The sequence below is a fragment of the Stenotrophomonas sp. STEN083 genome (assembly GCF_056759195.1).
Genome location: NZ_JBRRCU010000028.1, coordinates 13233 through 38905, shown reverse-complemented (window position 1 = coordinate 38905; position 25673 = coordinate 13233). Strand labels below are relative to the sequence as shown.

The 25673-nt window shown below is 63.7% G+C and carries 27 protein-coding genes; 8 read left to right on the top strand and 19 right to left on the bottom strand.

Going from position 1 to position 25673, the window contains the following annotated elements:
• Positions 1-26 precede the first annotated feature (26 nt).
• The 4 genes from ACVOK8_RS10440 to ACVOK8_RS10425 form a co-directional block, all read right to left on the bottom strand.
• On the bottom strand, positions 27-2048 hold the full coding sequence (locus ACVOK8_RS10440; RefSeq protein WP_481566746.1) for a M2 family metallopeptidase: 2022 nt from the start codon (positions 2046-2048) through the stop codon (positions 27-29).
• A gap of 291 nt (positions 2049-2339) precedes the next feature.
• On the bottom strand, positions 2340-3992 hold the full coding sequence (locus ACVOK8_RS10435) for a phosphoethanolamine transferase (RefSeq protein WP_481566745.1): 1653 nt from the start codon (positions 3990-3992) through the stop codon (positions 2340-2342).
• Complete coding sequence (locus ACVOK8_RS10430) at positions 3989-4759, bottom strand: phosphatase PAP2 family protein (protein WP_481566744.1); 771 nt, start codon at positions 4757-4759, stop codon at positions 3989-3991. The genes ACVOK8_RS10435 and ACVOK8_RS10430 overlap by 4 nt, the downstream gene beginning before the upstream one ends.
• 216 nt (positions 4760-4975) lie before the next feature.
• Complete coding sequence (locus tag ACVOK8_RS10425; protein WP_481566743.1) at positions 4976-6706, bottom strand: ArnT family glycosyltransferase; 1731 nt, start codon at positions 6704-6706, stop codon at positions 4976-4978.
• 166 nt (positions 6707-6872) lie between these two features.
• On the opposite strand from ACVOK8_RS10425, the gene ACVOK8_RS10420 reads away from it, so the two are divergent.
• Both ACVOK8_RS10420 and ACVOK8_RS10415 read left to right on the top strand, forming a co-directional pair.
• On the top strand, positions 6873-7565 hold the full coding sequence (locus ACVOK8_RS10420; RefSeq protein ID WP_481566742.1) for a response regulator transcription factor: 693 nt from the start codon (positions 6873-6875) through the stop codon (positions 7563-7565).
• Complete coding sequence (locus ACVOK8_RS10415; RefSeq protein ID WP_481566741.1) at positions 7562-8842, top strand: sensor histidine kinase; 1281 nt, start codon at positions 7562-7564, stop codon at positions 8840-8842. The genes ACVOK8_RS10420 and ACVOK8_RS10415 overlap by 4 nt, the downstream gene beginning before the upstream one ends.
• Before the next feature lie 85 nt (positions 8843-8927).
• Here the strand turns inward: ACVOK8_RS10415 and ACVOK8_RS10410 are convergent, their stop codons facing one another.
• Genes ACVOK8_RS10410 through ACVOK8_RS10390 form a run of 5 tightly spaced genes read right to left on the bottom strand, consistent with a single transcriptional unit; the run spans position 8928 to position 11927 of the window.
• Positions 8928-9416 carry a hypothetical protein gene (locus ACVOK8_RS10410; protein ID WP_481566740.1) on the bottom strand — a complete coding sequence of 163 codons (489 nt, stop codon included), beginning with the start codon at positions 9414-9416 and terminating at the stop codon, positions 8928-8930.
• A gap of 40 nt (positions 9417-9456) precedes the next feature.
• On the bottom strand, positions 9457-9708 hold the full coding sequence (gene minE, locus ACVOK8_RS10405; protein WP_282271139.1) for a cell division topological specificity factor MinE: 252 nt from the start codon (positions 9706-9708) through the stop codon (positions 9457-9459).
• A gap of 2 nt (positions 9709-9710) precedes the next feature.
• A complete protein-coding gene (gene minD, locus ACVOK8_RS10400; RefSeq protein ID WP_481566739.1) occupies positions 9711-10520 on the bottom strand; it encodes a septum site-determining protein MinD in 810 nt (269 codons plus the stop codon).
• Between the two features lie 32 nt (positions 10521-10552).
• Positions 10553-11335, bottom strand: a complete 783-nt coding sequence (gene minC / locus ACVOK8_RS10395) for a septum site-determining protein MinC (protein ID WP_481566738.1) — start codon at positions 11333-11335, stop codon at positions 10553-10555.
• A gap of 1 nt (position 11336) precedes the next feature.
• Positions 11337-11927, bottom strand: coding sequence for a GNAT family N-acetyltransferase (locus ACVOK8_RS10390; RefSeq protein ID WP_282271145.1), 591 nt, complete (start codon positions 11925-11927; stop codon positions 11337-11339).
• A gap of 149 nt (positions 11928-12076) precedes the next feature.
• Between ACVOK8_RS10390 and ACVOK8_RS10385 the strand changes: the two genes are divergently transcribed.
• The 5 genes from ACVOK8_RS10385 (at position 12077) to ACVOK8_RS10365 (ending at position 16540) form a co-directional block, all read left to right on the top strand.
• Positions 12077-13276 carry a sensor histidine kinase gene (locus ACVOK8_RS10385; protein ID WP_481566737.1) on the top strand — a complete coding sequence of 400 codons (1200 nt, stop codon included), beginning with the start codon at positions 12077-12079 and terminating at the stop codon, positions 13274-13276.
• Positions 13276-13917 (top strand): response regulator, encoded by a 642-nt coding sequence (locus tag ACVOK8_RS10380; protein ID WP_057630117.1) that lies wholly within the window; start codon positions 13276-13278, stop codon positions 13915-13917. Before ACVOK8_RS10385 ends, ACVOK8_RS10380 begins: the two co-directional genes overlap by 1 nt.
• Positions 13918-14252: 335 nt before the next feature.
• Complete coding sequence (locus tag ACVOK8_RS10375; RefSeq protein ID WP_481566736.1) at positions 14253-15392, top strand: polyketide cyclase; 1140 nt, start codon at positions 14253-14255, stop codon at positions 15390-15392.
• Between the two features lie 98 nt (positions 15393-15490).
• On the top strand, positions 15491-15862 hold the full coding sequence (locus ACVOK8_RS10370) for a DUF423 domain-containing protein (protein ID WP_481536509.1): 372 nt from the start codon (positions 15491-15493) through the stop codon (positions 15860-15862).
• 3 nt (positions 15863-15865) lie between these two features.
• Positions 15866-16540 (top strand): DNA-3-methyladenine glycosylase family protein, encoded by a 675-nt coding sequence (locus ACVOK8_RS10365; RefSeq protein ID WP_481566735.1) that lies wholly within the window; start codon positions 15866-15868, stop codon positions 16538-16540.
• A 110-nt stretch (positions 16541-16650) separates the two neighbouring features.
• Here the strand turns inward: ACVOK8_RS10365 and ACVOK8_RS10360 are convergent, their stop codons facing one another.
• Genes ACVOK8_RS10360 through ACVOK8_RS10325 form a run of 8 tightly spaced genes read right to left on the bottom strand, consistent with a single transcriptional unit; the run spans position 16651 to position 22297 of the window.
• The gene (locus tag ACVOK8_RS10360) at positions 16651-18081 is read right to left on the bottom strand and encodes an FAD-binding oxidoreductase (protein ID WP_481566734.1); all 1431 of its coding nucleotides are present in this window, start codon (positions 18079-18081) and stop codon (positions 16651-16653) included.
• Positions 18065-18880 carry a M15 family metallopeptidase gene (locus ACVOK8_RS10355; RefSeq protein WP_481566733.1) on the bottom strand — a complete coding sequence of 272 codons (816 nt, stop codon included), beginning with the start codon at positions 18878-18880 and terminating at the stop codon, positions 18065-18067. Before ACVOK8_RS10355 ends, ACVOK8_RS10360 begins: the two co-directional genes overlap by 17 nt.
• Before the next feature lie 9 nt (positions 18881-18889).
• Positions 18890-19462, bottom strand: coding sequence for a PH domain-containing protein (locus ACVOK8_RS10350; RefSeq protein ID WP_481566732.1), 573 nt, complete (start codon positions 19460-19462; stop codon positions 18890-18892).
• Positions 19459-20757, bottom strand: coding sequence for an alpha/beta hydrolase (locus tag ACVOK8_RS10345; RefSeq protein WP_481566731.1), 1299 nt, complete (start codon positions 20755-20757; stop codon positions 19459-19461). The genes ACVOK8_RS10350 and ACVOK8_RS10345 overlap by 4 nt, the downstream gene beginning before the upstream one ends.
• Positions 20754-20936, bottom strand: coding sequence for a DUF4177 domain-containing protein (locus ACVOK8_RS10340; protein ID WP_481554773.1), 183 nt, complete (start codon positions 20934-20936; stop codon positions 20754-20756). Before ACVOK8_RS10340 ends, ACVOK8_RS10345 begins: the two co-directional genes overlap by 4 nt.
• A complete protein-coding gene (locus ACVOK8_RS10335) occupies positions 20933-21112 on the bottom strand; it encodes a type II toxin-antitoxin system antitoxin (protein ID WP_282272483.1) in 180 nt (59 codons plus the stop codon). Before ACVOK8_RS10335 ends, ACVOK8_RS10340 begins: the two co-directional genes overlap by 4 nt.
• Positions 21109-21393 (bottom strand): hypothetical protein, encoded by a 285-nt coding sequence (locus ACVOK8_RS10330; protein WP_481566730.1) that lies wholly within the window; start codon positions 21391-21393, stop codon positions 21109-21111. The genes ACVOK8_RS10335 and ACVOK8_RS10330 overlap by 4 nt, the downstream gene beginning before the upstream one ends.
• A gap of 22 nt (positions 21394-21415) precedes the next feature.
• Positions 21416-22297: an SPFH domain-containing protein gene (locus tag ACVOK8_RS10325; RefSeq protein WP_481566729.1), complete on the bottom strand. Its 882-nt coding sequence runs from the start codon at positions 22295-22297 to the stop codon at positions 21416-21418.
• 258 nt (positions 22298-22555) lie between these two features.
• On the opposite strand from ACVOK8_RS10325, the gene purT reads away from it, so the two are divergent.
• Entirely contained in the window at positions 22556-23740 is a 1185-nt protein-coding gene (gene purT, locus ACVOK8_RS10320) for a formate-dependent phosphoribosylglycinamide formyltransferase (protein ID WP_481566728.1), read from the top strand.
• A 244-nt stretch (positions 23741-23984) separates the two neighbouring features.
• Here purT and ACVOK8_RS10315 read toward each other — a convergent pair whose 3' ends face one another.
• Positions 23985-25151, bottom strand: coding sequence for an endonuclease/exonuclease/phosphatase family protein (locus ACVOK8_RS10315; protein WP_481566755.1), 1167 nt, complete (start codon positions 25149-25151; stop codon positions 23985-23987).
• A gap of 132 nt (positions 25152-25283) precedes the next feature.
• On the bottom strand, positions 25284-25670 hold the full coding sequence (locus tag ACVOK8_RS10310) for a hypothetical protein (RefSeq protein WP_481566727.1): 387 nt from the start codon (positions 25668-25670) through the stop codon (positions 25284-25286).
• Positions 25671-25673 lie beyond the last annotated feature (3 nt).

Here is a 25673-nt window from a genome sequence, read left to right as displayed (position 1 = left end):
CTTCTTTGGGATCACTACAACATGGTTTACTTTGCAGCCACCGGCTGCGCAGCTGCAGTGGCAGCGGGCGTCGCCGCCGGGGCAGCCGCCTGCCAACCGCACATCTGGCCTTCGTTCTGCTGTTTCAGCCATTCCTGCAGCGGTGCGAAGTACTCCAGCATCGGTGCGGCGTCGAGCTTCTCGGTGCCGGTCAGTTCCTTCAGAGTGGCCTGCCACGGCTGGCTGGAACCCTTGCTCAGCATCGCCCAGAACTTCTGCCCGGCTTCCTTGTTGCCGTAGAAGCTGCACTCGTTGAGCGGGCCGGTGTAGCCGGATGCATCGCACAGGCCCTTGTAGAACTGGTACTGCAGGATGCGCGCCAGGAAGTAACGCAGGTACGGGGTGTTGCCCGGCACGTGGTACTTGGCGCCGGCGTCGAAGAACTCTTCGCCGCGAGCGCTGGCCGGGGCCACGCCCTGGTACTGCGCCTTCAGTTCCCACCACTTCTGGTTGTACTGGTCCGGCTTGATCGAGCCGTCGAACACGCCCCAGCGCCAGCGGTCGATCATCAGACCGAACGGCAGGAACGACACGCCTGACATCGCCATGCGCATCTGCGCATTGATGGTGGCTTCGCGGCTTTCCTGCTGCGCACCGACCAGGCCGATCGAGTTGAGGTACTTGGGCGTCATCGCCAGCACGATGGTGTCGCCGATGGCTTCGTGGAAGCCGTCGTTGGCACCGCCCTGGAACAACGGCGGCAGCGGGTTGTAGGCCAGGTCGTAATAGATGTGGCCAAGCTCGTGGTAGATGGTGGTGAAGTTTTCTTCGTTCGGGGTGATGCACATCTTGGTGCGCACGTCCGGGCCCACATCCTTGCCGTCGCCGCCCATGTTCATGTCCCAGGCGCTGGCGTGGCAGACCACGTTGCGGTCCAGTGGCTTGATGAACTGGGTGTTCTGCCAGTAGCTCTCCGGCAGCTTGGGCATGCCCAGCGAGACGTAGAAGTCCTGCGCGCGCTCGGTCATCTGCCGGGCAGTGACCAGCTCGGCTTCACGCTGTGCCTTGAAGCGGCTTGCTGGGTCGGCGCCGCCGGCCTTGGCGAGGGCGGCACTGAGGTTGGTCTGGTACTGCTTTTCCAGTGCGGCGGTGATGTCCAGGCTGCCCGCGTTCGGGTACGGCGCGGTCATGTCCCACAGGTTGCTCCAGTCCTGCTGCCACATGTTGCCGGTCAGGTGCGCGGCAATCATGCCGCCGCCGACCTCGGCCTTGTCCTTGCCGTATTCCTTGTCCAGCTTGGCGCGGGTATAGCAATGCACCTGCTCGTACAGCGGCTTGACCTGCTCCCACAGGCGGTCGGTTTCCGGGCCAACCTGGTCGGCCGGCATGTCGTAGCCGCTGCGCCACATCTGGCCGGCATCGGTATAGCCCAGTTCGCGAGCACCTTCGTTGACCAGTTCGACGAAGCGCTGGTAGTTGGCGCGCGACGGCACGGCGGTGGACTGCCAGCCCTGCCAGGCGTCGAGCTGCTTGTCGTAGTCGCGCGAGGTGGCCAGCACCTTCTCAAGGTCGCCAAGCTGGCGGCAGTTCTTGTTGTCGCCTTCGCCCACGCAGTAGGTGCCGGCGCCGTAGTCGCCTTCCAGCTTGGTGGCGATGCCGGCCAGTTCGGCCAGCTTCTGCGGGTCGCGCGGGGCGGGCATCGAGGTCATCAGCTTGAGCAGGCTGATGGCGCGCTTGGTGTCGGCGCTCATCGGCTGGCCTTCGTACTTGTTGGCCTGTTCGATCCAGCCGTTGAGTACGGTCAGCCAGTGCTCGTTGGCCTTGGCCGCAACGCGGGCCGAATCGTCATTGATGTAGGTGGACGACAGCCACTGGGCCGAAGTCATTTCCGGGTACATCGCCTTGTATTCGGCATTGACTCGGGCGATGAACTGGTCGGCGCTTTCGGCTGGTGCGGCCTGGGTGGTGGCCGGCTTGGCGGCGTCGGTGGCGGCGTCCTTTTTACAGGCAGCCAACGAGAGCACGGCCACGCCAACGGCGGCGGCCAGGACCAAATGACGATTCTTCACAGCAAACCCCGGTTTGTTAAGTACCGGCGAAGGCTAGTGGGGCAGCGACCGGGCCGCAAGTGGGGAAAGGGATAGGCAGGTGTAGTGCCGAGCCATGCTCGGCAGGAGGAGTCATTTTTTATGGTGCCGAGCCATGCTCGGCAGGGGCTTTACCGGGAAGGCCTCTGCCGAGCATGGCTCGGCACTACACTGGGATTGCTTGGAAGGCCCCTGCCGAGCATGGCTCGGCACTACATTTGGATCGCTGGGAAGGCTTCTGCCGAGCATGGCTCGGCACTACAGGGGAGTGCTTCATGTGCAGGGGGCGAACAGGTCGCGGGACTGGTCATACACCGACGTCTGCACCTGCATCAGGCCCAATACCGAGGGGAACAGGTTGTCCTGGTCGCTGCGCTGCGCAGCGCGGTGGCGTACGCAGCTCATGTCCAGGCCACGATCTGCGGAAAACCCCGGCGAGAACCACATCACCATCGGTACCCGGGTCTGTTCTTCCGGTGCGATCGCATAGGGCACACCGTGCAGGTACAAGCCCTTTTCACCCAGCGATTCGCCGTGATCGGACAGGTAGATCATCGCCGTGTCGTAGTCTTCCATTCCGCGCAGGGAAGCGATGGTGCGGGTCAGGAAATGATCGGTATAGCGGATCGCATTGTCGTAGCTGTTGACGATGTCCTCGCGGCTGCACTTGCCCAGGTCCGCGGTGTCGCAAGTAGGTGCGAACTGGCGGAACTGCGCCGGATAGCGCTGGAAGTAGCTCGGGCCGTGGTTACCCAATTGATGCAGCACAACCACCCGGTCGCCCGGCTTGGCGCGTACCTGTGCAGCGAGGTTTTCCAGAAGAATCTCATCCATGCAGCGGCCGTCGGCGCACAGACCCTGCGTGGTCGCATCATCCAGGCGTTGGATTTCCAAGCCGTCGCAAACACCCTTGCAGCCGGACTGGTTATCGCGCCACAGCGTGGCGATGCCGGCGTGTTCAAGCACGTGCAGCAGTGACTGGTGACCGCGGATCTTTTTTTCGTCGTAGTCGTGGCGACCAAACGGCGAGAACATGCAGGGCAGCGATACTTCGGTGCTGGTGCCGCAGGAATGCATGTCCGGGAAATTGATCACGCCGGTCTGCGCCAGCTCCGGGGTGGTCTGGCGGGCGTAGCCGTTCAAGCCCCAGTTCTGCGCACGCACGGTTTCGCCTACGACCAGTACCAGCAGGCGCGGCTTGCTGCCGGCGGCACGTGGCATGGCTTTGGCGTCCGTGCCGAGCGGCAACTTGGGCTGCTTCTTCATGGGGCTGGAGCTGGCAAAGTTCTGCTTCAGCGCGATCAGATAGTTGGCCGGCGTGGCCAGGTAGCGCACTTCACGGTGATTGCGCATCAAGGCGGAAACATTCTGGAACGACAACATGGTGCCGGCGCCGCCCGCTACGATCACGCCCAGCAGGAAGGCAACACGCCACAGCAGGGCTCGTCCCCAGCTGCGCTTGCGCAGCCGCACGCGCCACAGCAGCAGGGTCGGCAAAAGACCGTAGCCGAGCAGCGGCAGCAACAATGCCGGTGTCATCAGCTCGCGTGATTCCTTGTGGTCGGTGGCCAGCACATTGCGCAGCATGTCCGCGTCCAGATAGACGTTGTAGCTGTTCATGTAGTGCGTGGCGAAGGCGGTGGTGATGAACAGCGCCGTCAGCACCACCTTGGCATTCCAGCGCCAGATCAGCAGGCTGAAGAGAATGGCGTGCACGCTTGCCAACAAGGCAAACAACGAGACCGCGAACAGCACGCTGCTCGGATTGGTGGCAATCGCGCTGCGCCAGAACAGGTTGTTGCAGACCAGCGCAAAGAACGTGCTGGCGATCAGGATCAGGGCTTCAGTGCTTATCTCCGGACGCCACTCCTGCAGGCGCGACCATGACAGCGGGGAAGCAATACGGCGAGTGGCGACAACGCTCATGCGCGTTCTCCAACTGGGGTGATGCGCGGGAGCGCGTTGGTTGTCGCAGGCGACGGGAACATCCACAGATAGAGCACCGTTGCGACCAGCCAGCTGATTGCCAGTGCCCACAGGTCGTGCGAGGCAAAGTGGGCGCCACGCAGCTGCTGGGCCAGGCCGAACACCAAGCCGACCAGCAGGGCGGTGCCCAGTGCCGGCCAGCGCCATTGCGGGCGCACCTGCAACATGAAGAAGAACAGCGCCACCCAGGCGTAGCCCGAGCCCGCGTGGCCGGCCGGGAAGCAGGCAGCGTGGCCCAGGGCAACCGGACGCTGCTCGAACAGTCCAATGAAGGGGCGCAGACCACCGTAGCGCTCCAGGTCCCAAGGGCAGTCCATATGGGTCCAGGATTTCAGCAGCGCGACGATGCTGGTGGTCAGCGCTACCGATGACAGCAGGTAGGCCAGTGGCCGCCGCAATGGGCGCCAGCGTATGTCCATGCAGCTGCGGATCAGCGCCAGGATCACCAGCAGGCCGACAAACCAGGTCAGGTTGCGGCCGCCCTTATGGATAAGGTGGCTGGTCCACCACGCGTCCTTGAATACCCATTGGCTGCCCTGCCAGCGATACAGCTGATCGGCAAGCCACTGGTCACCATTGCCGGCCATCAACAACAGGCTGCCGACGGCGACGATCACTAGCGGGATCAGCAGGGCGCGCCCGACGAAGCTCAGGCGGCTGCGTTCAGCGACCGGAATCAGGGCGATGGAACTGGGTTGCTGCGACATGGAGCTGGGGCACCGTCAATCTGGATGCGGCCATGCTCGGTCGGCCCGTGTCGGAGACAGGTCGGAACGATGTCGTGAATTTGTCAGTGCTTCAGTTTGGCTGCCGCCAAGAGCAAGGGGGGCAAACGTAAGAGAGGCTGTACCGGATCCGGTACAGCCTCGCTTGCCTATGCTTCAAGCACTCCGGTTCAAGGAGTGCGCTGCAGTTTTCAGACGTCAATCGCCGTCGCTTTCCAGTGCGTTCTCACTGCCAGCGACCACGCCGTGGGTCTTGGTGACGCAATCGGCGTGCAATGCGGTGCCGGGCAGCAGCTGCCAGTTGTTGCGGTTGGCACTGCCAATGTCGATGACCTGGCTTTGGTCGGCGCAAGGCGTCATCGCCTTGTCCAGCACGAACAGCCAGCGCCGTTGTGGGTCTTCAGTCACCCAGCGTGCTGCGTCTTCCCATTGTTCGGCAACGGGACGTTTGAAGCCGAAATCGGTGGCCTGCGGATGGGTCTGCAGCAGGTTCTGTTCACGCCAGGCAACCATGCCCAGCTCGGCGTCCGGGCCGATGCGTGCACGGACCTTGTCCATCACCAGCGAAGCGGAGCTGTAGGGATCAAGTGCAGGCATCGCGCCGAGCCCATACATCGACCACAGCATTACCGTGGTCAGCACTACCGCCAGCCCAGCGCGGCGCAGTCGCAGCACCGCCACCACGAGTAGCGAGGCGGCGCCAAAGCCGATCAGCCACCAGCCGACCTGCGGCAGCACCCACGGGTCGATCGCGCGCTTGATCGCATTGCGCTGTGCCCAGCCATCGCCGTGCACCGCGCCATAGCCGACCACCAGCGTGGCCACCGCCAACAGCAATACGTACAGCAGCAACAGCCAGCGCACGCCGGTGCGGCGCAGCAGGCCCGGCAGCAGCGGTGCCGCAGCGATGGCCAGAGCCGGCAGCATCGGCAGAATATAGACCTCGCGCTTGCCCGGGCTCGCACTGAAGAACAGCAGCACCAGCAACGCCCAGCCCAGCAGCAGGAGGTAGCGTGGATCGGCGCGTCGGCAGCGTCGCCACCAGGCCGGTAGCAGCCAAGGTGCCAGCAGGCTGCCTGGCAGCCATAGCGTGGCCATCACCTGCAGGTAGTACCAGAACGGCTGGTGGTGGTGCCATGCGTTGGCGTAGCGGGTGCCGGTCTGCTTGAACAGCAGTTCCTTGGCGTAGGACTGCAGGTGCGGGTCGGGGTTCTGCAGCAGGGCGATGGCCAGCGGGCCCAGCCAGATCGCGGTGCCGGCCAGGAAGGCGGGCAATAGCAGCCACCAGCCCCAACTACGGCCTGGCCCGGCGGCCTGCGGGTGACGCCAGCGCCAGGCCATCCACGGCAGCAACATCAGCAGCGGCAGGAAACCAACGCCCTTGGTGACAGTGCCTGCGCCAGCCGCGAAAGCAGCCAGGGCCAGCGCCCACCAGTTCGGGCCAAGCAATAGGTGACGTACCAGCCCCCACAGCGCCAGCGTGGTCATGCCGACCAGCACCATGTCGATCTGCGCGCGCTTGGCCATCAGCCCGAACTGGATGCAGACGAACAGGCCGACTACCGCATAACGGGCGATCTGCCGGTTCCACAGCCGCCGGCTCATGTCCCAGGTCAGCCACAGGGTAAGCAGGGCGGCGAGCAGCGAGGGCACCAGGAAGGACCGGTTCCAATCGCCGATGAGCTTGTAGGTAGCTGCCTGGATCCACATGAAGGTGGCTGGCTTCTCCGCGTACAACTCGCTGCCGCGTTGCGGCAGCAGCCACTGCCCGGTCTCCACCATGTGCCGTGCTGCGAGCACGAAGCGGGGTTCGTCGGGCGGTTGCGGTGAGCGCATGCCCAGCCCCGCCAACAGGCTGGCAATGACCAAGGCTATCAGGATGGCGAACCACAGCCGATTGGACGAGGAGCGGGGCGGATTTGGGCGCACAGAGGGCTCGGTATCAGAGGCTGGCAGGATGATGCCGTAGACAACGTTGGAAACACGTCGAAACGACAGGTGGCTGACCTCGGCTGCGTTTCGACGCCAATCCGACGTTGGCGGCGCTAGGATACGCCGGTAATGCCTCGGCCCGGGGCAGCAAGGTCATGCCCGCATGCGGCTGCTGGTCATTGAAGACAATCGCAATCTGATCGCCAACCTGTTCGATTATTTCGAAGCGCGCGGGCACACACTGGACGTCGCCCCCGACGGCATCACCGGCCTGCATCTGGCCGGCACCCATAGCTACGACGCCATCCTGCTGGACTGGATGCTGCCGCGCATGGAAGGGCCGGAGGTGCTGCGCAAGCTGCGCGAGGAGTTCCGCTCCGAAGTGCCGGTGATCATGCTCACCGCCCGCGACGAGCTGCCGGACAAGATCACCGGCTTCCGTGCCGGTGCCGATGACTACCTGACCAAGCCATTCGCGCTGCCGGAGCTGGAAGTACGGCTGGAAGCCGTGCTGGCGCGCACGCATGGGCGCAATCCGCGCAAGCTGCTGGAAGTCCATGACCTGCAGCTGGATCTGGCCACGTTCGAGGCGCAGCGCGGTGGGCAGGTGCTGCATCTGTATCCGGCGTGTCGGAAGTTGCTGGAAGTGCTGATGCGCGCCAGCCCGGCCGCAGTTACCCGTGATCAGCTGGAATATGCGTTGTGGGGCGATGAGCCGCCGGATGGCGACATGCTCCGCTCGCATATCTACGAACTGCGGCGCGCGGTAGATGGTCCGTTCGAGCACAAGCTGCTGCAGACCTTGCCGCGTGTCGGCTATCGCCTGTCCGCACCTGCGGCCGGTAGTGCGCAATGATACGCCGCACGCTGCGCCGCAAGCTGCTGGGCTGGCTGGCGATCTACGTGGCGTTGGTGACACTGGCGGTATTCAGTGCCGCCAACTATGTGCACGAACACGCCGAGCACGCGGTGTGGCGTTCGTTGTTGAACACCGAGCTGGACAGCATCATCGGCCAGATGCGCACCGACCCCACCTATCGCTGGCAGGACTCGGACACGCTGTGGTTTTACGCCGAGCACGAGCCTGGCGGCATTCCCGAGAGTCTGAGGCGGCTGCATCCCGGCTTGCATGACGGTGCGTTGCTGGAAGGCAAGGACACCGCGGTCATGGTCCGCGATACCTCCGACTTCGGTCGGGTGGTGTTGGCCTTGGATATCTCTGACTTCGGTGAGCTGGAGCACTTCATCACTCGCTGGGCACTGCTCGCTGGTGTGGCGTTGCTACTGGTGACCTTGCTGATGGCCTGGGTTGGCATGACCCGACTGGTAAGGCCCTTGTCGGTGCTCGCGGAGGACATCACAAAGCTGAGCCCGGAGCGGCGCGGACAACAGGTGCTGGTGGACAAGCGCGGCAGCACGGAGCTGGAAGTGATCGCCGGTGCTTTGAATGACTATCTGCAGCGCAATGAACATTTCGTTGAGCGCGAACGGGCGTTCATCAGTACCGCCAGTCATGAGTTGCGCACACCGATCGCAGTGATCACCGGTGCCGCCGAGCTGGCGTTGGAGCAGCCGGGCCTGCCGGAAAGAGCGCGTCAGCAGCTGCTGCGCGTGCGCAATACGTCGACCGGCATGGAGCAGTTGATCCAGCTGCTGCTGGTGCTTGCGCGTGATCCGGCCAAGTTGTCGGCGATGAGTGAGTTGGTGGCGCTGGACGAGCTGCTGCCGGAAATCGCCGAAGACCATCGTTATCTTGCCAAGGGCAAGGAATTGGAGCTTGTGCTGGTGGATGCCGCGCCCTGCCAGTTGCTTGCACCGTTGGCGGTGGTGCAGGCGGCGGTTGGCAATCTGCTGCGCAATGCTATCGAGAACAGTGATCGCGGCGTGGTGCGGCTTTGGATCTCCGCCAATGCAGTTTTGACCATTGAGGATCCCGGCCACGGCATGAGCCCGGAAGAGGTCGCGCAGGTGTATGCGCGCATGACCAAAGGCGAGCGCAATCCGGGTGCGGGTATTGGCCTGGATCTGATTGCGCGGCTATGCGATCACCTTGGCTGGCAGCTGGAAATTCATTCGCAGCCGGAGCGGGGCACGCGGGTCACCTTGGATATGGGTAGTTCCAGGCCACGCTAGGAGCGCTTCACCTGTAGAGCGCAGCCATGCTGCGCTGTGGCTTTACCGGGAAGGCTTCTGCCGAGCATGGCTCGGCACTACAGGCTCACGGTGTTATCAACTCGCGCTCTATCAGCCAACGCTTGGCATCCTCGGCGTCCTGTTCAAACCAGGCCCGGGTCGAACCCAGGCGATAGGTGTAGCCCCAGCTGTCCATGTCGGCCATCAGTCGCGCGCTGCCTACGCCTGATAGTTGTCCGGCCAGCACGATCTGCAGGTAGCAGGTGGCGTCTTCCTCGGGGACCGAGTCGGTGGCATCGGTATGCACCTGCGCGCGGCGCTCGGGCGGCAGCACGATCAGGTGGCAGGATTCGTGCAGCATCGAATGCACCGGCGTGTCATCGCGCACGTACACGTCACAGGCGATGATGCCTGCCTCGGGCTCGCCCCAGTAGCTGCCGGGAATCTTCTCACCGGCGGCAACATGGTTCAGGCGCAGGCCGTGGCGCGCGAGCAGGGCCGCAGCGTCGGTCCACTGGATATCGCCAACGCACAGCACCGGCTGGGTTGGTTCGTTGGCAGGGTTTTCGTTCACGGCTGATTGAGTCCCGGCGGCCGTGGCCGCCGGGCTGATATCACTTGTCGTCGGGCAGGGCCACGGAAATGTCGAGCACGTCGTTGGCGCCATCCTTGACCAGGTCCACCTTGACCGCGTCGGCGTCGATGTTGACGTACTTCTTGATTACTTCCAGCAGCTCACGCTGCAGCAGCGGCAGGTAGTCTGGGCCGCCGCGGGTGCTGCGTTCCTGCGCGATGATGATCTGCAGGCGGTTCTTCGCCGTTTCGGCGGTGGTCTTCTTCTGTCTCAGGAAGTCGAGCAGTCCCATGCTTATCCTCCAAACAACTTGCTGAAGAAGCCCTTCTTCTCCACGGTGGTGAAGCGCATCGGACGCTCTTCACCCAGGATGCGGCCGACGGCGTCCTCGTAGGCCTGGCCGGCCGGCGACTCGGTATCCAGGATGACCGGCTCGCCCTTGTTGGAGGCATTGAGCACGTCGCCCGACTCGGGGATGACGCCGATGGCCTTGAGCCCCAGCACTTCTTCCACATCGGTGATGCTCAGCATCTCGCCGGTCTCAACGCGCGAGGGGCTGTAGCGGGTCAGCAGCAGGTAGGCCGGCACGGCCTTGCCGGCTTCGGCGTTGGCGGTCTTGGAGTCGAGCAGGCCGATGATGCGGTCCGAGTCGCGTACCGAAGACACTTCCGGGTTGACCACGACAACGGCGCGATCAGCGAAGTACATCGCCAGGAAAGCGCCCTTCTCGATGCCGGCCGGGGAGTCGCAGATGATGTAGTCGAAGCCGTCGGCAGCCAGATCCTTCAGGACCTTCTCCACGCCTTCCTTGTTCAGTGCATCCTTGTCGCGGGTCTGCGAGGCAGCCAGCACGAACAGGTTGTCAAAGCGCTTGTCCTTGATCAGGGCCTGCTTCAGTGTGGCCTCACCGTGGACGACGTTGACGAAGTCGTACACCACGCGGCGCTCGCAGCCCATGATCAGGTCAAGGTTGCGCAGACCGACGTCGAAGTCGATGACGGCAACTTTCTTGCCGCGCCGCGCGATGCCGCAGGCGATGCTGGCGCTGGAGGTGGTCTTGCCGACGCCGCCCTTGCCGGAGGTGACTACGATGATTTCAGCCAAAGGATCTCTCCTGAATGTCGTTGTGAGCTGCGTCAATCCAGCGCAGCAATCATGATCTGGTCCTGTTCCAGCCATACCTGCACGGCCTTGCCGCGCAGGTTGTCCGGAATATCGTCCAGTACCTTATACCGTCCTGCAATCGCGACCAGTTCAGCGTGGAAGTCGCGACAGAAAATGCGTGCGCTGATGTTGCCCTGGGCACCGGCCAATGCGCGGCCACGCAGCGTACCGTAGATATGGATGCTGCCGTCGGCGATGACCTCGGCGCCGGCGCCTACCGTTGAGAGTACGGTCAGGTCGCAGTTCTCTGCGTACAGCTGTTGGCCCGAGCGCACCGTGCCCAGCTGCATCTTGCCGGGCTGCGGCGCGGCGCCGTCAGCGGCGGCCGGTGCGGCAGGCGTTGCAACTGCAGCTGCGGCGCGCTTGCTTTGCTTGGGGGCGGGCGCTGGTGCGGCTGCAGGTTCTGCTTCGAGCGGTTCGTATTGGGCGCGGAACTTGGCCAGTACCGGCAGGCCTAGTTGCTGCGACAGGGTTTCTGTTTCGGTGGTGCCGTAGGCCAGCGCCACTGGCAGGACGCCAGCGTCCCGCAAACCGTTGACCAGGCTTTGTGCGGTGGCCAGGTCCGGTAGCTGGCTCAAACCGCCAAAATCCAAAATCACCGCCGCGCGGCCGAACAGCTTGGGCGCACGCGCCACGCGTTCGCGCATTTCCTGGGCCAGGCGCTCCACGTCGAGGGTGCGGATGCGCAGGTTGGCGATGCCGACCTGCCCGATTTTCAGTTCACCAGCTTGCTCGTAGTCCAAATTCACTGCCATCTCAGGTTCCGGTCGGCCGCTGTTGCAGCAGCCGGCGTGTGTTGCCTACCCAGGGAACGTCGGGCAGGTTGTCGCCATAGGTCTCTTTTACCCACTCATAGCTGCACAGATCCTTGAGCAACATGCTGGCCCGCACATCAACCGAGGGCATGGTGTTCTGGCCGACCTCGCGGAAACCGAAGCTGCCATGGAACAGCAGGGCGGCATCGGCGCCGTGGTCGAGGAAGACCTCGCAGGCCATCTGCGGGTAGCGCAGCTCAGCGTAGCTCTGGGCATCGGCGTAGAACGCGCGGCCGACACCACCGCCACGGCGGCGGCTGGCCACCACGATGCGGTCGATATAGAAGAAGCTGGGGTAGCGTTGCTGGAACCAGGCGAAGTTGCAGCTGTCATGGGCACTGTTGCTGCCGTAGCCGACCAGGAAGCCGGCCATGTTGCCGTCGCGTTCGGCAACCCGGAAGTATTCGGCGGTTTCGTAGAAACGGCGGACTTTGGCTGCATCCAGCGGAAGAATCGCAAGACCAGCGTTGTTGTTCAGTGCCAGGACGGAATCGAGCTCGTGCTCGCGCACGTCGCGGATAACAATCGACATTGTGACTCCGTGGGGTATCGCGGTCGGCCCAAAGGGCTGTGGCGCGATTATCGCATGGGTGACACGAGCCGGGCGAGCCATCACCGAAGGTCGCCATGCATGACTTCCGAGGGAGGGCGCTGAGGCTGCCGGGTCCTTACCATGCACGCATGTTGGGATACCTCAGCCATACCCGAGTCCTCCGCCTGGCCGGCCTGTTTACCTGGGCCCTGGTCAGCCTGCCGTTGATCTATACCCAGTACGCGCCGGAAGAGGGTGTATTGCAGCCTGCCGCCGGGGAGGCGATCTGGCTGTTCCTGGCCTATCTGACTTTTGGCGGCTGCTACTTCTGGCTGACCCGCGGACTCAATGCGGCCGGCCATACCAGCTGGTACGACCGCTTGGCGCTGCTGTTGCTGACAGTTTCAGCGCTGGTGGTCAGTTATCTGTCCGCCACCGGCCTGGGCAGCATCTTGATGATGGTGGCGGCCGGGGTGATCCCTTGGCTGCTGAGCCGCTGGGTGGGTGTCATCTGGCTGGTGCTGAGCCAGTTGGCGGTGCTGCCGGTCTACAACCTGATCCTGGGCCTGCCGCTGTTCGAAGCGCTGCTGCAGTCGCTGCTATACGGCGGTTTCTCGATGTTCATCTTCGTCACCAGCCTGGTGGCTCGGCAGCAGACCCAGGCGCGCGAGGAGCAGCGGCGCTTGAATGCCGAGCTGCGTGCCACGCGGCTGCTGCTGGCCGAAAGCGCCCGGGTCAACGAGCGCACCCGTATTTCCCGCGAGCTGCACGACCTGCTCGGCCACCACCTCACGGCGCTTAGCCTGAATCTGGAAGTGGCGGGACATATCACCGAGGGTCAGGCGCAGGAGCACGTGCGGCAGGCGCATACCTTGGCCAAACTGTTGCTCACCGACGTGCGCGAGGCGGTCAGCCAGCTGCGCGAGAGCGGGGCGATCGACCTGTCAGCGGCGCTGCGGCCGCTGACAGAGCGGGTGCCGTCGCTGGCCATCCATCTACAGATCGAAGACCCATTCAGCGTTGAAGATCCAGAGCGCGCCCATGTGTTGCTGCGCTGCACGCAGGAAATCATCACCAATGCGGTGCGCCATGCTGGCGCCCACAATCTGTGGATCAGTGTGGAGCGGGATGCCGCGCAGGTGGTCATCAGCGCGCATGATGACGGCATCGGCGGCGATTTCGAGGAGATAATGCCGGGCAACGGCTTGCGCGGCATGCGCGAGCGGCTGGCGCAGTATGGGGGTGTGCTGGATGTGTCGGCACGGAGCGGTGAGGGTTTCCGTCTTCGCGCCAGCCTGCCACTGGTTACCAATATGATGCTGGCCTCAGGGCCACAAGGAGTGAATTGATGATCCGTGTCTGTCTGGTCGACGACCAAACCCTGGTCCGGCAGGGCATCCGTTCGCTGCTGGCGCTGGATGACAGCATCGAGGTGGTCGCCGAAGCCATTGACGGCCGTCAGGCGGTGGAAGTGATCCCGCAGGTGCAGCCGGATGTGGTGCTGATGGATATGCGCATGCCGGTGATGTCGGGGCTGGAGGCCCTGCAGACGCTGAGCCGCGCCGGCACGCTGCCGCCTTCGATCATCCTGACCACCTTCGACGACGACCAGCTGGTGCTGGCCGGGCTCAAGGCCGGCGCCAAGGGTTACCTGCTCAAGGATGTGACCCTGGAGCAGCTGGTGGGGGCGATCCGTACCGTGGCAAACGGCGGCTCGCTGGTGCAGCCGGCGGTGACCCAGCGGCTGCTGTCGGGGCTGGAACACATGCGCAATGAGTTCGTTAGTTTGGACCGGCCGGATCCACTGACCGACCGTGAGACCGAGATCCTGCGGCTGATGGCCAGTGGCTTCTCCAACAAGGAGATCGCCAACTCCCTGGGCGTGGCCGAGGGCACCATCAAGAATCACGTCTCCAACATTCTTTCCAAGTTGGGGGTGCGTGACCGCACCCGCGCCGTGCTCAAGGCCTTTGAGCTGCAGCTGGTCTGAGCTGGATACGGCCGACTGGCCCGGATGAATGCGGTACCCAGCGTCGAGGAGGGTGTGCCGGGCGATTTGCGGAAAGATGGTTCCGGTACTGGTGCTGGATACCATTCACAGTGGAAAATAGCGTCGCTACGGACGAAGTACAGTCCAAGCTATCGGCTGAAGGCGCGTAGGGTTGGTGGTTGATACGCTACCCTGCGGCCTATCGATTGAGATAGCGCATTCTGGTAATGGAAACCGGTGCGCCAAATGTGCTGAACAACCTGCGGAAAGCCTGCTAGGATGGGGGCTTCCCTTCAAATCAACCCGGCCGTGGGATCGGCCCCGGAGACTCCTGAATGACCCGTATTATCGAGTTCCTGATCGCTTTGGGGATCGTGGCTGGCCTGTTTGTCCTCATTGGCGTGTGTCTGCCGGGCGAGCGCCACATTACCGAAAGCATCGAAACCAATCGCAAGATGACGATCGTGTATGACACGGTCAACAGCCTGCGCCGCTTCAAGGATTGGAATCCGCTTGTGCTGCGCGACAAGGCCGTGGAGCTGAAGTTCAGCGGCCCGGACGCCGGCAAGGGTGCCCGCATGGACTATTCCTCCAAGGACATGGGCCAGGGCAGCTGGGAAATCACCGACAGCGAAAAGAACAAGCGCGTCGTGATTGCCATCGAAGATCCGACCCGCGGTACCGACAAGGTGACCTCGTTCACGCTCGAGCCGACCGGCAAGAACGATCGCAACGTCAAGATCACCCAGGACTACACCGTCAAGTACGGTTTCGACCTGTTTGGTCGTTACGCCGGCCTGTACGTCAGCCGTCACATCGGTGACGACCTGAAGCTGGGTCTGTCGCGCATGGCCAACATGCTGGCCTCGGTGCCGAACGTTGACTACGCCGCTCCGGAAGCACCGCTGACCGACCTGAAGGTCATCCAGGTGCCGGCTGAAAACCTGCTGGTGGTCAACGCCGGTAACATCGATCGCAACAATGATGCCATCCAGAAGTCGATTGACGACAACATGGAGTGGATCAAGCGCACGATGGACGCCAATGGCCTGGTCGCCGCTGGTCCGGTGCGTATCGTCACCACCGATTTCGGTGCTGAGAAGTACGCCTTCGACGTGGCTCTGCCGGTTCGCAAGGGCAGCGCTGCTGCTCCGGCTGCCGACAAGAAGGACGGCGAAGCCGCCGCCCCGGCCGTTGCTGCCGCACCGGTTGCTGCTGGTGATGCCGCCGAGCTGAGCGTCAAGATCCCCGCGGGCAACCCGGTGACCTACGTGCATGCTCCGGCCCACCGTTCGGCATTCGCTTCCTACACCGGCCACATGGCTGGCCTGGACCTGGCCCGTAACGGCCTGCGTGCATGGGCTACCACCACCGGTAACGAAGTTGTTGATCGTCCGTATGAGTCGTGGAAGGGTGGTGTGGCCAAGGCCTTCACCGTCGATGGTTCCTACGACCTGTACTGGGCGGTCAAGTAATCATCGGTTGTTGTCGATGATCTGATCGAGAAAACGCGCCGCTTCCAGCGGCGCGTTTTTTTTATGGACGGCGTTTAAAGGATTGATTGGAGAACGAGATGTTGGGAGTGGAACGGCGCACGCGTAAGCCTTCGTTTCTGGCCTTCTGCGGCGGCCTGCTGGCGGCGGCATCGATCGGCTTGTCGGCCTATGCCTCACATGGGGTGAGCGAGGCACTGGCACAGTCGCATCTGAACACCGCGGCCTTGTACGCCTTCGGTCACGGCGTGGTGCTGGTGGGATTGGGAGCATCCTCGGTGAATCAGTTGGGTCGAGGCGCGCTGTATGTATTGTTGGTCGGTACCTTGTTGTTCTCCGGCAGCCTGGTCGGCAATGTGCTGATGCAGTGGCCGACGACGCTGGCACCGGCCGGTGGCATCACCTTGATGGGCGGCTGGGTGCTGCTGGCACTCAGCGCCTTGCGCCGTTGAGTCATGCCCCGCTACCGGCGCGGCTTCGATATCGATGAAGCACAGGCGCATCTGCAGCGGGTGGACAAGCGTCTGGCCAGCTGGATGCGCCGGCTTGGACCGTTGCCGGCGCCACAAGGCTGGGCGCGTTCGTTCGACCCGGTAGATGCGTTGGCGCGGGCGATCCTGTTCCAGCAGCTCAGTGGCAAGGCCGCCTCGACGATAGTCGGGCGGGTGGAAACAGCAATTGGTAGCAAGCGTCTGCATGCCGCAAGTCTTGATCTGATTGATGACCCCGGGCTGCGTGCTTGTGGTGTATCCGGCAACAAGGCATTGGCGCTGCGTGACCTCGCCCGGCGCGAGCGCGCCGGTGAACTGCCGAGCCTGCGGCAGATGTCGGTGATGGAGCATCAGGCCATCGTCGATGCCTTGGTGGCGGTGCGCGGGATCGGCCGTTGGACCGTGGAGATGATGTTGATGTTCCGCCTCGGTCGGCCGGACATCCTGCCGGTCGATGACCTGGGTATCCGCAAGGGCGCGCAGCGCGTGGATGGTAGCGAGACCATGCTGACGCCGAAGGCACTGGCCGAGCGCGGCGAGCGCTGGGGTCCTTACCGCACCTGGGCCAGTCTGTATCTATGGCGCATCGCCGATTTCAGCACCGAGCCCAAACAAAAAACAAATCGGTCGCAGGATTGAGTGGCAGCGTTGCGGGCGCTGCGCTTTTGTAGGAGCGGCGTAAGCCGCGAAGCCGATATCCCTTGGAGCAGCGTCTGCGTGTACAGGAGCGAGGTTGACTTCGAGCCTGCTCACAACTGCAGATATCTGTCCCACAGCAGGTTGCGAAAACGGTTGCCGGGATCCAACTGCTGCTTGAGGGCGGCAAACCGCGCTGCCTGCGGGTAGGCGCGCTGGAATTGGGCTTGGGTGGCGTGCAGGCGATAGGGCAGGTAATAGCGGCCGCCATGCTCCAGTGCGGCGCCGATCAGGCGACGGGTCCAGTTGCTGCTGTACTGCTCTGCCGCATTCCAGCTGCGCTGCTTGTGATACAGCACGAAGCAGAACACTTCCTCGCTCGCCCAGCGCATCAGCGAAGTGCTGTCGGCGGGCGCGTGGCGTATGGATATGTTCAGTGCATTGACGTCGTGCCTGCGCAGGATGCCGGCTATGGTGCGTGCGAACGAAGCGAATCCGGCAACCGGGATGAAGTATTCCTGCAGCAGGTAGGAAGACATGCGGCGGGTACGCGGTTCCAACGACGCCGCATCCAGGCTGGCTTCCAGATTGCGCATCACCACGCGTGGTTCGGTGAGCAGGCTGCTTGTCTGGTAGACATCGCGCAACTGGTCGCCGCCGGGCAGTTCGGATGCGGCCCAGATCAGGTTCTGGTCCTTGGCGTGGCTGGCGCGGATGGGCATCAGCCGTCTTGCATCGGTAAGTGCGGCGTTGCTGCGGCTCCAGCTGATCGCCAGCGGAGCATCGAAGTCCGGTGGCAGCAGGTCGGCGTTGTGCAGTATTACCCCGGGCTGGCCCAGTACATGGGCCCTGAACCAGGCCGGATAGTCGGCGAGGGCAAGCTGTTCAACGCTGCGTGCAATTCGTTCGTTGCGCGCGAGGTCCAGCTCGACTTCGGTGATCACGCCAAGCCCGCCGTAACCGCCAATCACCGCGGCGAACAGCGCCGGCTGCTGCTGGCGCGACAACTCCAGCAACTGACCGTCGGCGGTGACCAGCTGCAGCGCACGCACGCTGCCCGCCAGTGCGCCACTGCCGACATAACGGCCATGGCAATTGACCGACACCGAGCCACCGATGCTGAAGTTGCTGTAGCTCTGCATCACCTTGACGGCCAGATCGAGCGGGTCCAGTTGTTCCTGCAGTTGCCGCCAGCGCATGCCGGCCTGCACGCGCACGCTGGGTGTTTCCGGGTCCAGCCAGAGCAGGCGATCCATGCGTTGCATATCCAATTGCAGCGCATGTTCTGCACGTGTTTGTCCGCCCATGCTGTAGCGGCCGCCAGCGATGCAGACCGTGCCTGGCCAACGTTGCAGGGCGGCAGCTACGCCAGCACTGCTGGCAGGACGCACCACGCCGGCAATGGCAGTGCTGTCCAACTGTGCGACATCGCTGGCCGGTGTCTGACTGGACTGGGGTTTGCAAGCAGGCAGTTGGGCGAGCAGGCCTGCGCCAAGCGCTGCCTGCACCAGCCGCCGACGCTCAGTCTCAGGCGGCGCTTTCATTGCGCCGATAACACCAGTGCCAGGGCTCGTAGACGATGCCGTGTGGGTTGTCGCGCGGGTAACTCATGTGGAAGCCGAAGCGCGTTGCGTGCTGCTGCAGCCAGGCAAAGCCTGCGGTGTGCTCGAAGGTTTCTTCGGCGGGCGGCTCGCCCGGCGTACTGATGTCCAGCGCGTTACCGCCGTGGTGTTCGCTATAGCCCGGCGCGGCGTTGACAGTGAGGATCTCGTCCACGCTCAGGCCGCGCGCCAGCTTGCGTTCAAAAATACCCAGCTGATAGTCGTGGCTGCGGTAGCCTGAGATCGCATCCAGTGCGACGCCATCAACGGCCGCTGCCTGCTGCATGCGCTGCCAACCGCGCGCTGCACCGCCGGTCAGCCAGAGCGGGCGACGGTAGCGATCAAAACCGGCCAGGCGCAGATGCGCCGGTTCGGCGACCAGCGGCAAGCCGGTCTGTGCGGCATAGGCATCGGCATCCAGATCCAGTTGCTGCAGATGCAGGTGCAGCTGATGTAACGGCAGGCTGCCGCTCGGCGGCGGAATACGGGATGGCTGCGTGCGCAGGGCTTCCAGCGCGGTCAACGCAAAGTCGATGCCAGGTTCGTCCGCCAGCCGGGTCACCAGTGGCATCAGTCCACCAGGCAGCTGCGCGGCGAGATAGAGGCCATCGCGCTTGCGGCGCAGTACATGCGTTGCCCGGGCGAGTACGCGGGCGTCGTCACTGCTGCGCGCGCGCAGCAGGCCGCCGGGCCAGATCTCAATGTCGGGCGTGTTGAGCAGGATATGAGGAGCGTTGCGCATACGCGCAGCTTAGGCCCGTGCGCCGCTGTCGGCCAGTCGCCTGAGTTCATCCAGCAGAGCGCGTGGCTGCTCGGGGCTGACCAGCACGCTGTTGCCGTCGCGCAGTGGAATCACCAGCACTCGGCTGTCGTCGGTGATCAGGCAGAATGCCTTGCCGCCACCTTTCATGTGGAAGTGGCCCGCGCGGAACCCGGGAAACTGGAATCCATTGGATTTCCCGCCCGGCTTGAAATCAGGATTCTCTGCGAAATTGACCACGCGCGCGCGTTCCAGCCGCATCGAACTCAGTGGCACTCGTCGTGTGTACAGCGTGGCGGCGATGGCCAATTGCTTGGGTTCAACGTGCAGCGCCCGCCGACGGTAGGCCAACGTGAGCGCTGCACCGACCAAGGACAGTACCAACCAGCCGCCCCAGGAGGCGAATGTCGCCTGGAACGGCGGCTTGCCGGCGAACAATCTGATCAGCGGATCGATGCTGAGCACCAGCAGCATGGGCACCCATAACCAGAGCAGGAGTGAGCTGGTTGGTTTGGCGACGTTGAATGCCTTTGTCTCGATGGCCGTGGTGTTGCGGCCGCTCATCGCTGCGCCTTGATCCATAGCGCGATGTCGTTGATCAGTGCTGCATCGACGTGGCCCGGGCGCGCGTATTCTTCCAATGAGCCCTTGCCTTCACCGGTGATGCCGAGGTGGTTGAGCGCTGGGTAGTGACGGAAGCGGTAGCGCTCACCTTGCAGTCCCTTGTTCCACAGCTGCCAGTCGGTGTCGATCACCTGAAAGTCACGGCCACCCTGCAGCACCAGCACCGGCAGCTTGCTGTCGCGTGCATCGGCGATCGGGTCGACAGCTTCCAGCTGCTGCCAGAACCGACCGGGGACATCCATCAGGCGAGCTTCCGGATTGCTGCGCACGCTCGCGATAGCTGCATCCAGTGCGGTGAGTTGGGCTTGGTCCTCGGCGCTGACCGCGCCATCCAGGCCGAGCATGTAGCGATTCTGCTCGGCCAACAGGTCGAGGATGGGTCGCGCGGGTGCGGCAAGCAGCACCAGTCCTGCCAACTTGCCTTTGGCCGCCTTGGCGATGCGCCCGGCCAGCAATCCTCCCTGGCTGTGGCCCAGCAGATAGACGTGGCGGGGATCGATGTTGGCGTTCGTTGCCAGCGCGTTTACCGCGGCGACCGCGTCGTCAGAGGTCTCGTCATCGATGCTGAAGCTGCCTTTGAAATCCTGCGGGCGAGCGTGGCTACGCTTTTCGTAGCGCAGCACGGCAATGCCCTGCGCTGCGAGGCCGCGCGCAATGTCCATGAACGGGCGGTTGGGGCCGATGGTTTCATCGCGGTCCTGCGGGCCGGAACCATGCACCAGCACGATGGCGGGGAAGGGGCCCTTGCCCTTGGGCAGGGTCAGCGTGCCCGGCAGTGGCGCGCTGGCGTTACCACTGGCCGGTACGCTGAAGTCCTGCTCGATGACGCTGGCATCCGGCGCAGGCGGTGGTGCCGGCGCAGCCGCTGCAGGCTGCACCAGGAAGCCTGCCACCTTGTCGTCCTGATCAAGCACGATGCGTGCCTGCAGCCCGCCATTTGCATAGTGCAAAGGAACGACGACGATGCGGAAGCCGTCGGCTTCGCTGGTTACAGCAGGGCCGCGTGGACCGGCTGCGCCCATCTGCGCGGGCAGGGATTCCCACACCGCCTTGAGCTTGTCAGCCGGTACCGCCGCTTTCATCTGCGGCGAAAAGTCCGCTTCCGCAGCCGCGTATTGGCCAGCATCAAGCCGGTCAAGCAACTGGGTGGCCAAGGCCGCCGGGTCGGCAGCGTGTGCGCTGCTGGCGAGGGAAAAAAGCGCTGCTGTGATCCATCCGCTCAATGCTTTCATCATTGCGCCTTCTTGAAGATCAGGGTCGGGGTAGAAACGGTCGGTGTGGCATGGACCACATTCACCAGCTCCCAGCCAAGCCGGCCTTGCTTGTCCAGCTCCTCCTGCAGCGCTTCGGTCTTGAAGCTGCCCATCAGGGTGGTCTTCAGTTCCACGACCAGATATTTCCACTGCGTGCTCATGGCTCTTCCTTGGGTTCTTGCTCAGGTTTGGGTAGACGCCCGGCCTTGCGCAGGGCGTCGCGGATCACATACTCGATCTGCGCGTTGAGGCTGCGCAGTTCGTCGTCGGCCCAGCGCTGGGTCGCGGCCAGAACATCAGCGTTGATGCGCAGCGGATAGGCCTTCTTCTCGCTCACCGGCGGGGTGCTCCGTTGTTGCCGCGACGTAGATGCAGCACCAGAGAGATGCCCAGCGCATTGACCGCCACCACCAGTGCGATGATCACGCCGTAGGCGATGTTGCGGTTGTCACCGGCCAGGTAGACGCCAGTGGCAGCCACGAACATGCACAGTGCGATCATGGCCCAGCGCAGGCCCAGCCCGCGTGCGTGTGCGGTGCCGGGGCGTCCGCTCCATACAGCAAAGCAGAGAGCAGGGATGCCGGTGGCGGCGATGATCAGGGGGGCGAAGACATTCACTGCGTTTACCTCACTACGTTGTTCAGTACAGCGAACCGGCATTGACGATCGGCTGGGTGCCGCGGTCCGAGCACAGCACCGTCAACAGGTTGCTGACCATGTGCGCCTTGCGCTCCTCGTCGAGGGTGACGACGGCGTTCTTCTGCAGTTCCAGCAGTGCCATCTCGACCATGCCGACGGCGCCGGCGACGATCTGCGTACGCGCGGCGATCACCGCGCTGGCCTGCTGGCGCTGCAGCATGGCCTGGGCGATTTCCGGTGCATAGGCGAGGTGGCTGATGCGGGCATCAAGTACCTGCACGCCGGCATCGGCCAGGCGCTCGGCCAATTCGTCCTTCAGGTGCTGGGAGATCTCGGCGGCGTGGCTGCGCAGGGCGAGCTGGCCTTCGGTGTGCTGGTCATAGGGATAGCTGGTGGCCATCGCCCGCAGCGCCGATTCGGATTGGATGTGCACGAAGCTCTCGTAGTCGTCTACGTTGTAGACCGCTTCGGAAGCATCGACGACCTGCCAGACGATGACCGCAGCAATCTCGATCGGCGAACCGTCCAGTTCATTGACCTTGAGCTTGCCGCTTTCGAAGTTGCGCACGCGCTGGCTGACGGTGCGCTTGCTGAAGAACGGGTTGTTCCAGCGCAGACCGTTCTCCTTGACCGTACCGACGTACTTGCCAAACAGACTGATCACGGCCACCTGGTTGGGCTGGACCATGTACAGGCCGCAGCTGAGGAAGAGGCCGACGACCACCAATGCGATGCCGCCGATCACCATTGGCCCGCCACCACCGGTGCCGTTCTTGGTGACTACGATCGCTGCGATGATCGCGATGGTGCCCGCAAGCATCATCAGGAGGGTGCCAAGCAGGGTGGGAATGCCGGTAATGGAACCGATGGACTTCTCTTTCATGGCACATCTTCCGTGGTAGTTGGAACTAAAGATATCAAATTGATATCAACATGCAAGCTGTTCTGACAAGGCTCCCGCCAGCCTCGGGAACCCGTAGCCTGGGTAGCCGCGGCGCACCCGGGAAGCGAGCCGGTTCGCCATCGCCACGGTCATCCCGTTGATTCCCCGGGTGTGCTGCGCATGTCCGGGCTGGCGCCCCCTCGCCGGGCCGCCTTGCCTAGAATAGGCACCCTCTTTTGTGCCTTCCGGACCTGCCTGATGATCACCCTCGGTACCCCGCTGTCCCCATCCGCTACCCGCGTCCTGCTGCTTGGTTCGGGCGAACTGGGCAAGGAAGTGGCCATCGAGCTGCAGCGTTTCGGGGCGGAAGTGATCGCCGCCGACCGTTACGCCAATGCCCCGGCCATGCAGGTCGCGCACCGCAGCCATGTGCTGGACATGCTCGACCCGGCCGCGCTGAAGGCGCTGATAGCGCAGGAGCAGCCACATCTGGTGGTGCCGGAGATCGAGGCCATCCACACCGAAACCCTGGTGCAGCTGGAAGCCGAGCAGGGCTTGCGGGTGATCCCGACCGCGCGCGCCGCACGCCTGACCATGGACCGCGAAGGCATCCGTCGCCTGGCCGCCGAAACGTTGGGGCTGCCGACTTCGCCGTATCGCTTTGTCGATACCGAAACCGAGTACCGCGAAGCCGTCGCCGCGATCGGTCTGCCATGCGTGGTCAAGCCAGTAATGTCGTCGTCGGGCAAGGGCCAGAGCACGCTGCGCAGCGACGCCGACATCGGCCCAGCGTGGGAGTACGCGCAGACCGGCGGCCGCGCCGGTGCTGGCCGCTGCATCGTCGAAGGCTTCATCGATTTCGATTACGAGATCACCCTGCTGACCGTGCGCCATGCCGGGGGCACTGCGTTCTGTGACCCGGTTGGTCACCTGCAGAAGGATGGCGATTACCGCGAAAGCTGGCAGCCGCAGGCGATGTCGGCCAAGGCATTGGAAGGCGCGCAGCAGATCGCCCGCGCAATCACCGATGACCTCGGTGGTTGGGGGCTGTTCGGTGTCGAGTTGTTCGTGAAGGGTGACGCGGTGTGGTTCAGCGAGGTCTCGCCGCGTCCGCATGACACCGGCCTGGTCACCCTGGTATCGCAGGAGCTGAGCGAGTTCGCGCTGCATGCACGGGCGATTCTGGGCCTGCCGATCCCGACCATCCGCCATAACGGCGCATCGGCATCATGTGCGATGTTGGCGCAGGGCAATGGCGTACCGTTCTTCAGCAACGTGGCCGAAGCACTGATCCATCCGGATTCGGCACTGCGCCTGTTCGGCAAGCCGATGGTGCAGGGCCAACGCCGCGTCGGCGTGACCCTGGCGCGCGCCGCCGATGTGGATCAGGCACGCGCGATCGCACGTGATGCTGCAGCGGCAATTGGAATCGAGCTGCGCTGAGCTTGGCTCCCTCCCTTTGCCGAAGGCAAGGGGAGGGTTGGGGAGGGGTAAAGCTTCGCTGCTGTGATGCATCCCCCGCACCAGCAGTCGCCCGCGCGCTTGTGGGAGCGGCGTAAGCCGCGAAGCTGGCAATGCTGCAGCAGCGGAATGCATTGTCATCTGATGGTGTTCAAGCTTCGCGGCTTACGCCGCTCCCACAAAATCCAGAAGCCAAAAAAAAACGCCGGCTTAGCCGGCGTTTTTTTCAGCGCACATCCACCCAGACAAGATGGTGGTCGCTGCCGTCGGCGATCTTCGCCTCCAGGCTGTCATTGGCGGGCCAGAACACGCCGCTGCCGACGTAGCTCAGGCCGGTCGAGGGCAGTACATAGTCCAGACGCATCGTCCCTGAGCGCGGGCCGAAGTCGCCGGTGGCGTGCTGCGGGGCGCCGCGGCGGACGATGCCTTTCTCTGCATAGGCCAGGCTGGTCTGCTCGGCACCGACGCTGGTCGGGGTCGGATAGCGCAGCACGCGCGGGTGTTCCAGCAGTTCGAGGATGGCGTCGTGGCGGCCGTCGCCGTCGGCCGGATCGTTGTTCAGATCGCCGACGATGACAAAGCGCGCATCGGCGGCCAGGCCGCCGCAGCTGCCCTTGTCATCGCACAGCCAAGGCTTGTCGCTGCCGTCCAGGTATTCCTTCCATAGCCGCAGTTCGTCGTGGTTGCGGGCGGCGTTGCGCTTTTCCTTGCCGTCAAACACCGGCGGGGTGGGGTGCGATGCCAGTACATGCACGGTGCCCAGCGGGGTGCGCACCGGTACGTCCCAATGCGACTTGGACGACAGTCGCAGCTGTGACCACACCGCATCCGGCCAGAACGATTTGCCGGTAGTCGGCTCGACCGGACGCAACGCACCGGGCATGGTGCTCCACTTCAACAGCTGGAAGGTGCGCACTGCAGCTTCGTCGATCGGGTATTTGGACAGCACCAGCATGCCGTACTGGCCCGGGTGCAGGCCGTATCCCCAGGCATCGTTGCCACGCTCGCGGCCCTTGCCGCCGACGGTGCCGTTGTTGTCCAGGTCCAGGCCGCTGGGCACGCCGGTGTTGACTGGGGCCAGGTAGCGGTAAGGGTATTTCAGCGCTTCGCCGCCGCCGGGCTGGGCGACTTCAAGATAGCGTTGTTGGAAAAGATCGGCGGCGCGATGCGCGTCATCGAAATCGAATTCGTTGAGCAGGACCAGATCCGGCCGCGTCTGCTGCAGTACAGCAGCGATCTTGCGCGCGTGCGCGCTGTCGCCTTGCAGTTCGCGGATCAGACCGCCTTCTTCTTCGGAATACAGGGAGGTGTTGTAGGTTGCCAGCCGCAGCTGGGCAGGCTGGCTGGCGCTGCCGCTGGGTGAGGTGGAGCAGGCTGCCAACAGCAGGGTCATCGGGGCGAGTAGGGTTGAGATGCGCATTCGCCGATTTTCTCACGTCGCCATGACGATAAGGCGAAAACATGAAACTGTGAAAACACGAACGCCCCGCAAGCGGGGCGTCCATGGATAGCGCTGTTACATTGCTTAGAACGTGCAGCCCATCGCGCCGAAGCTGGTCTTGGCCTGTTCCAGCGCGGTCTTGCACTGGTTGGCCAGCTCGGTCTTGTCGGTCACGCCAGCCCAGGCGCTACGCGACTGCTCGATGCCCTGCTTCATCATGTCGCGCTGGGCTTCGGGAACCTTGTCGCTGATGCATGCGTAGACCTTTTCAAGGTACTGGTCGCATTCCGGAACGCCGGTGCCGGCCTTGACGGTGTCGGTGGTCGGAGCCGGGGTGACTTCAGCTGCAGCAGTTGCGGGTGCAGCGGCCGGGGTGGCTGCCGGTGCGTCGGTGGCCGGGGTTTCGGTCTTCTTGCAGCCAGCGAGGGCCAAGGTGCCAATTGCAGCCAGAATCAAAAGTTGGGTCTTCACGCA

What these genes read in the sequence shown, in the direction of transcription:
- ACVOK8_RS10385 (WP_481566737.1), top strand. Translation starts at nt 12,077, where the DNA reads ATGTTGGGATACCTCAGCCATACCCGAGTCCTCCGCCTGGCCGGCCTG.
- ACVOK8_RS10390 (WP_282271145.1), bottom strand. Translation starts at nt 11,927, where the DNA reads ATGTCGATTGTTATCCGCGACGTGCGCGAGCACGAGCTCGATTCCGTC.
- ACVOK8_RS10435 (WP_481566745.1), bottom strand. Translation starts at nt 3,992, where the DNA reads ATGAGCGTTGTCGCCACTCGCCGTATTGCTTCCCCGCTGTCATGGTCG.
- ACVOK8_RS10375 (WP_481566736.1), top strand. Translation starts at nt 14,253, where the DNA reads ATGACCCGTATTATCGAGTTCCTGATCGCTTTGGGGATCGTGGCTGGC.
- ACVOK8_RS10340 (WP_481554773.1), bottom strand. Translation starts at nt 20,936, where the DNA reads ATGAGCACGCAGTGGAAATATCTGGTCGTGGAACTGAAGACCACCCTG.
- ACVOK8_RS10355 (WP_481566733.1), bottom strand. Translation starts at nt 18,880, where the DNA reads ATGCGCAACGCTCCTCATATCCTGCTCAACACGCCCGACATTGAGATC.
- ACVOK8_RS10370 (WP_481536509.1), top strand. Translation starts at nt 15,491, where the DNA reads ATGTTGGGAGTGGAACGGCGCACGCGTAAGCCTTCGTTTCTGGCCTTC.
- ACVOK8_RS10415 (WP_481566741.1), top strand. Translation starts at nt 7,562, where the DNA reads ATGATACGCCGCACGCTGCGCCGCAAGCTGCTGGGCTGGCTGGCGATC.
- ACVOK8_RS10360 (WP_481566734.1), bottom strand. Translation starts at nt 18,081, where the DNA reads ATGAAAGCGCCGCCTGAGACTGAGCGTCGGCGGCTGGTGCAGGCAGCG.
- purT (WP_481566728.1), top strand. Translation starts at nt 22,556, where the DNA reads ATGATCACCCTCGGTACCCCGCTGTCCCCATCCGCTACCCGCGTCCTG.
- ACVOK8_RS10420 (WP_481566742.1), top strand. Translation starts at nt 6,873, where the DNA reads ATGCGGCTGCTGGTCATTGAAGACAATCGCAATCTGATCGCCAACCTG.
- ACVOK8_RS10350 (WP_481566732.1), bottom strand. Translation starts at nt 19,462, where the DNA reads ATGAGCGGCCGCAACACCACGGCCATCGAGACAAAGGCATTCAACGTC.
- ACVOK8_RS10315 (WP_481566755.1), bottom strand. Translation starts at nt 25,151, where the DNA reads ATGACCCTGCTGTTGGCAGCCTGCTCCACCTCACCCAGCGGCAGCGCC.
- ACVOK8_RS10345 (WP_481566731.1), bottom strand. Translation starts at nt 20,757, where the DNA reads ATGATGAAAGCATTGAGCGGATGGATCACAGCAGCGCTTTTTTCCCTC.
- ACVOK8_RS10325 (WP_481566729.1), bottom strand. Translation starts at nt 22,297, where the DNA reads ATGAAAGAGAAGTCCATCGGTTCCATTACCGGCATTCCCACCCTGCTT.
- minE (WP_282271139.1), bottom strand. Translation starts at nt 9,708, where the DNA reads ATGGGACTGCTCGACTTCCTGAGACAGAAGAAGACCACCGCCGAAACG.
- ACVOK8_RS10380 (WP_057630117.1), top strand. Translation starts at nt 13,276, where the DNA reads ATGATCCGTGTCTGTCTGGTCGACGACCAAACCCTGGTCCGGCAGGGC.
- ACVOK8_RS10365 (WP_481566735.1), top strand. Translation starts at nt 15,866, where the DNA reads ATGCCCCGCTACCGGCGCGGCTTCGATATCGATGAAGCACAGGCGCAT.
- ACVOK8_RS10430 (WP_481566744.1), bottom strand. Translation starts at nt 4,759, where the DNA reads ATGTCGCAGCAACCCAGTTCCATCGCCCTGATTCCGGTCGCTGAACGC.
- minC (WP_481566738.1), bottom strand. Translation starts at nt 11,335, where the DNA reads ATGGCAGTGAATTTGGACTACGAGCAAGCTGGTGAACTGAAAATCGGG.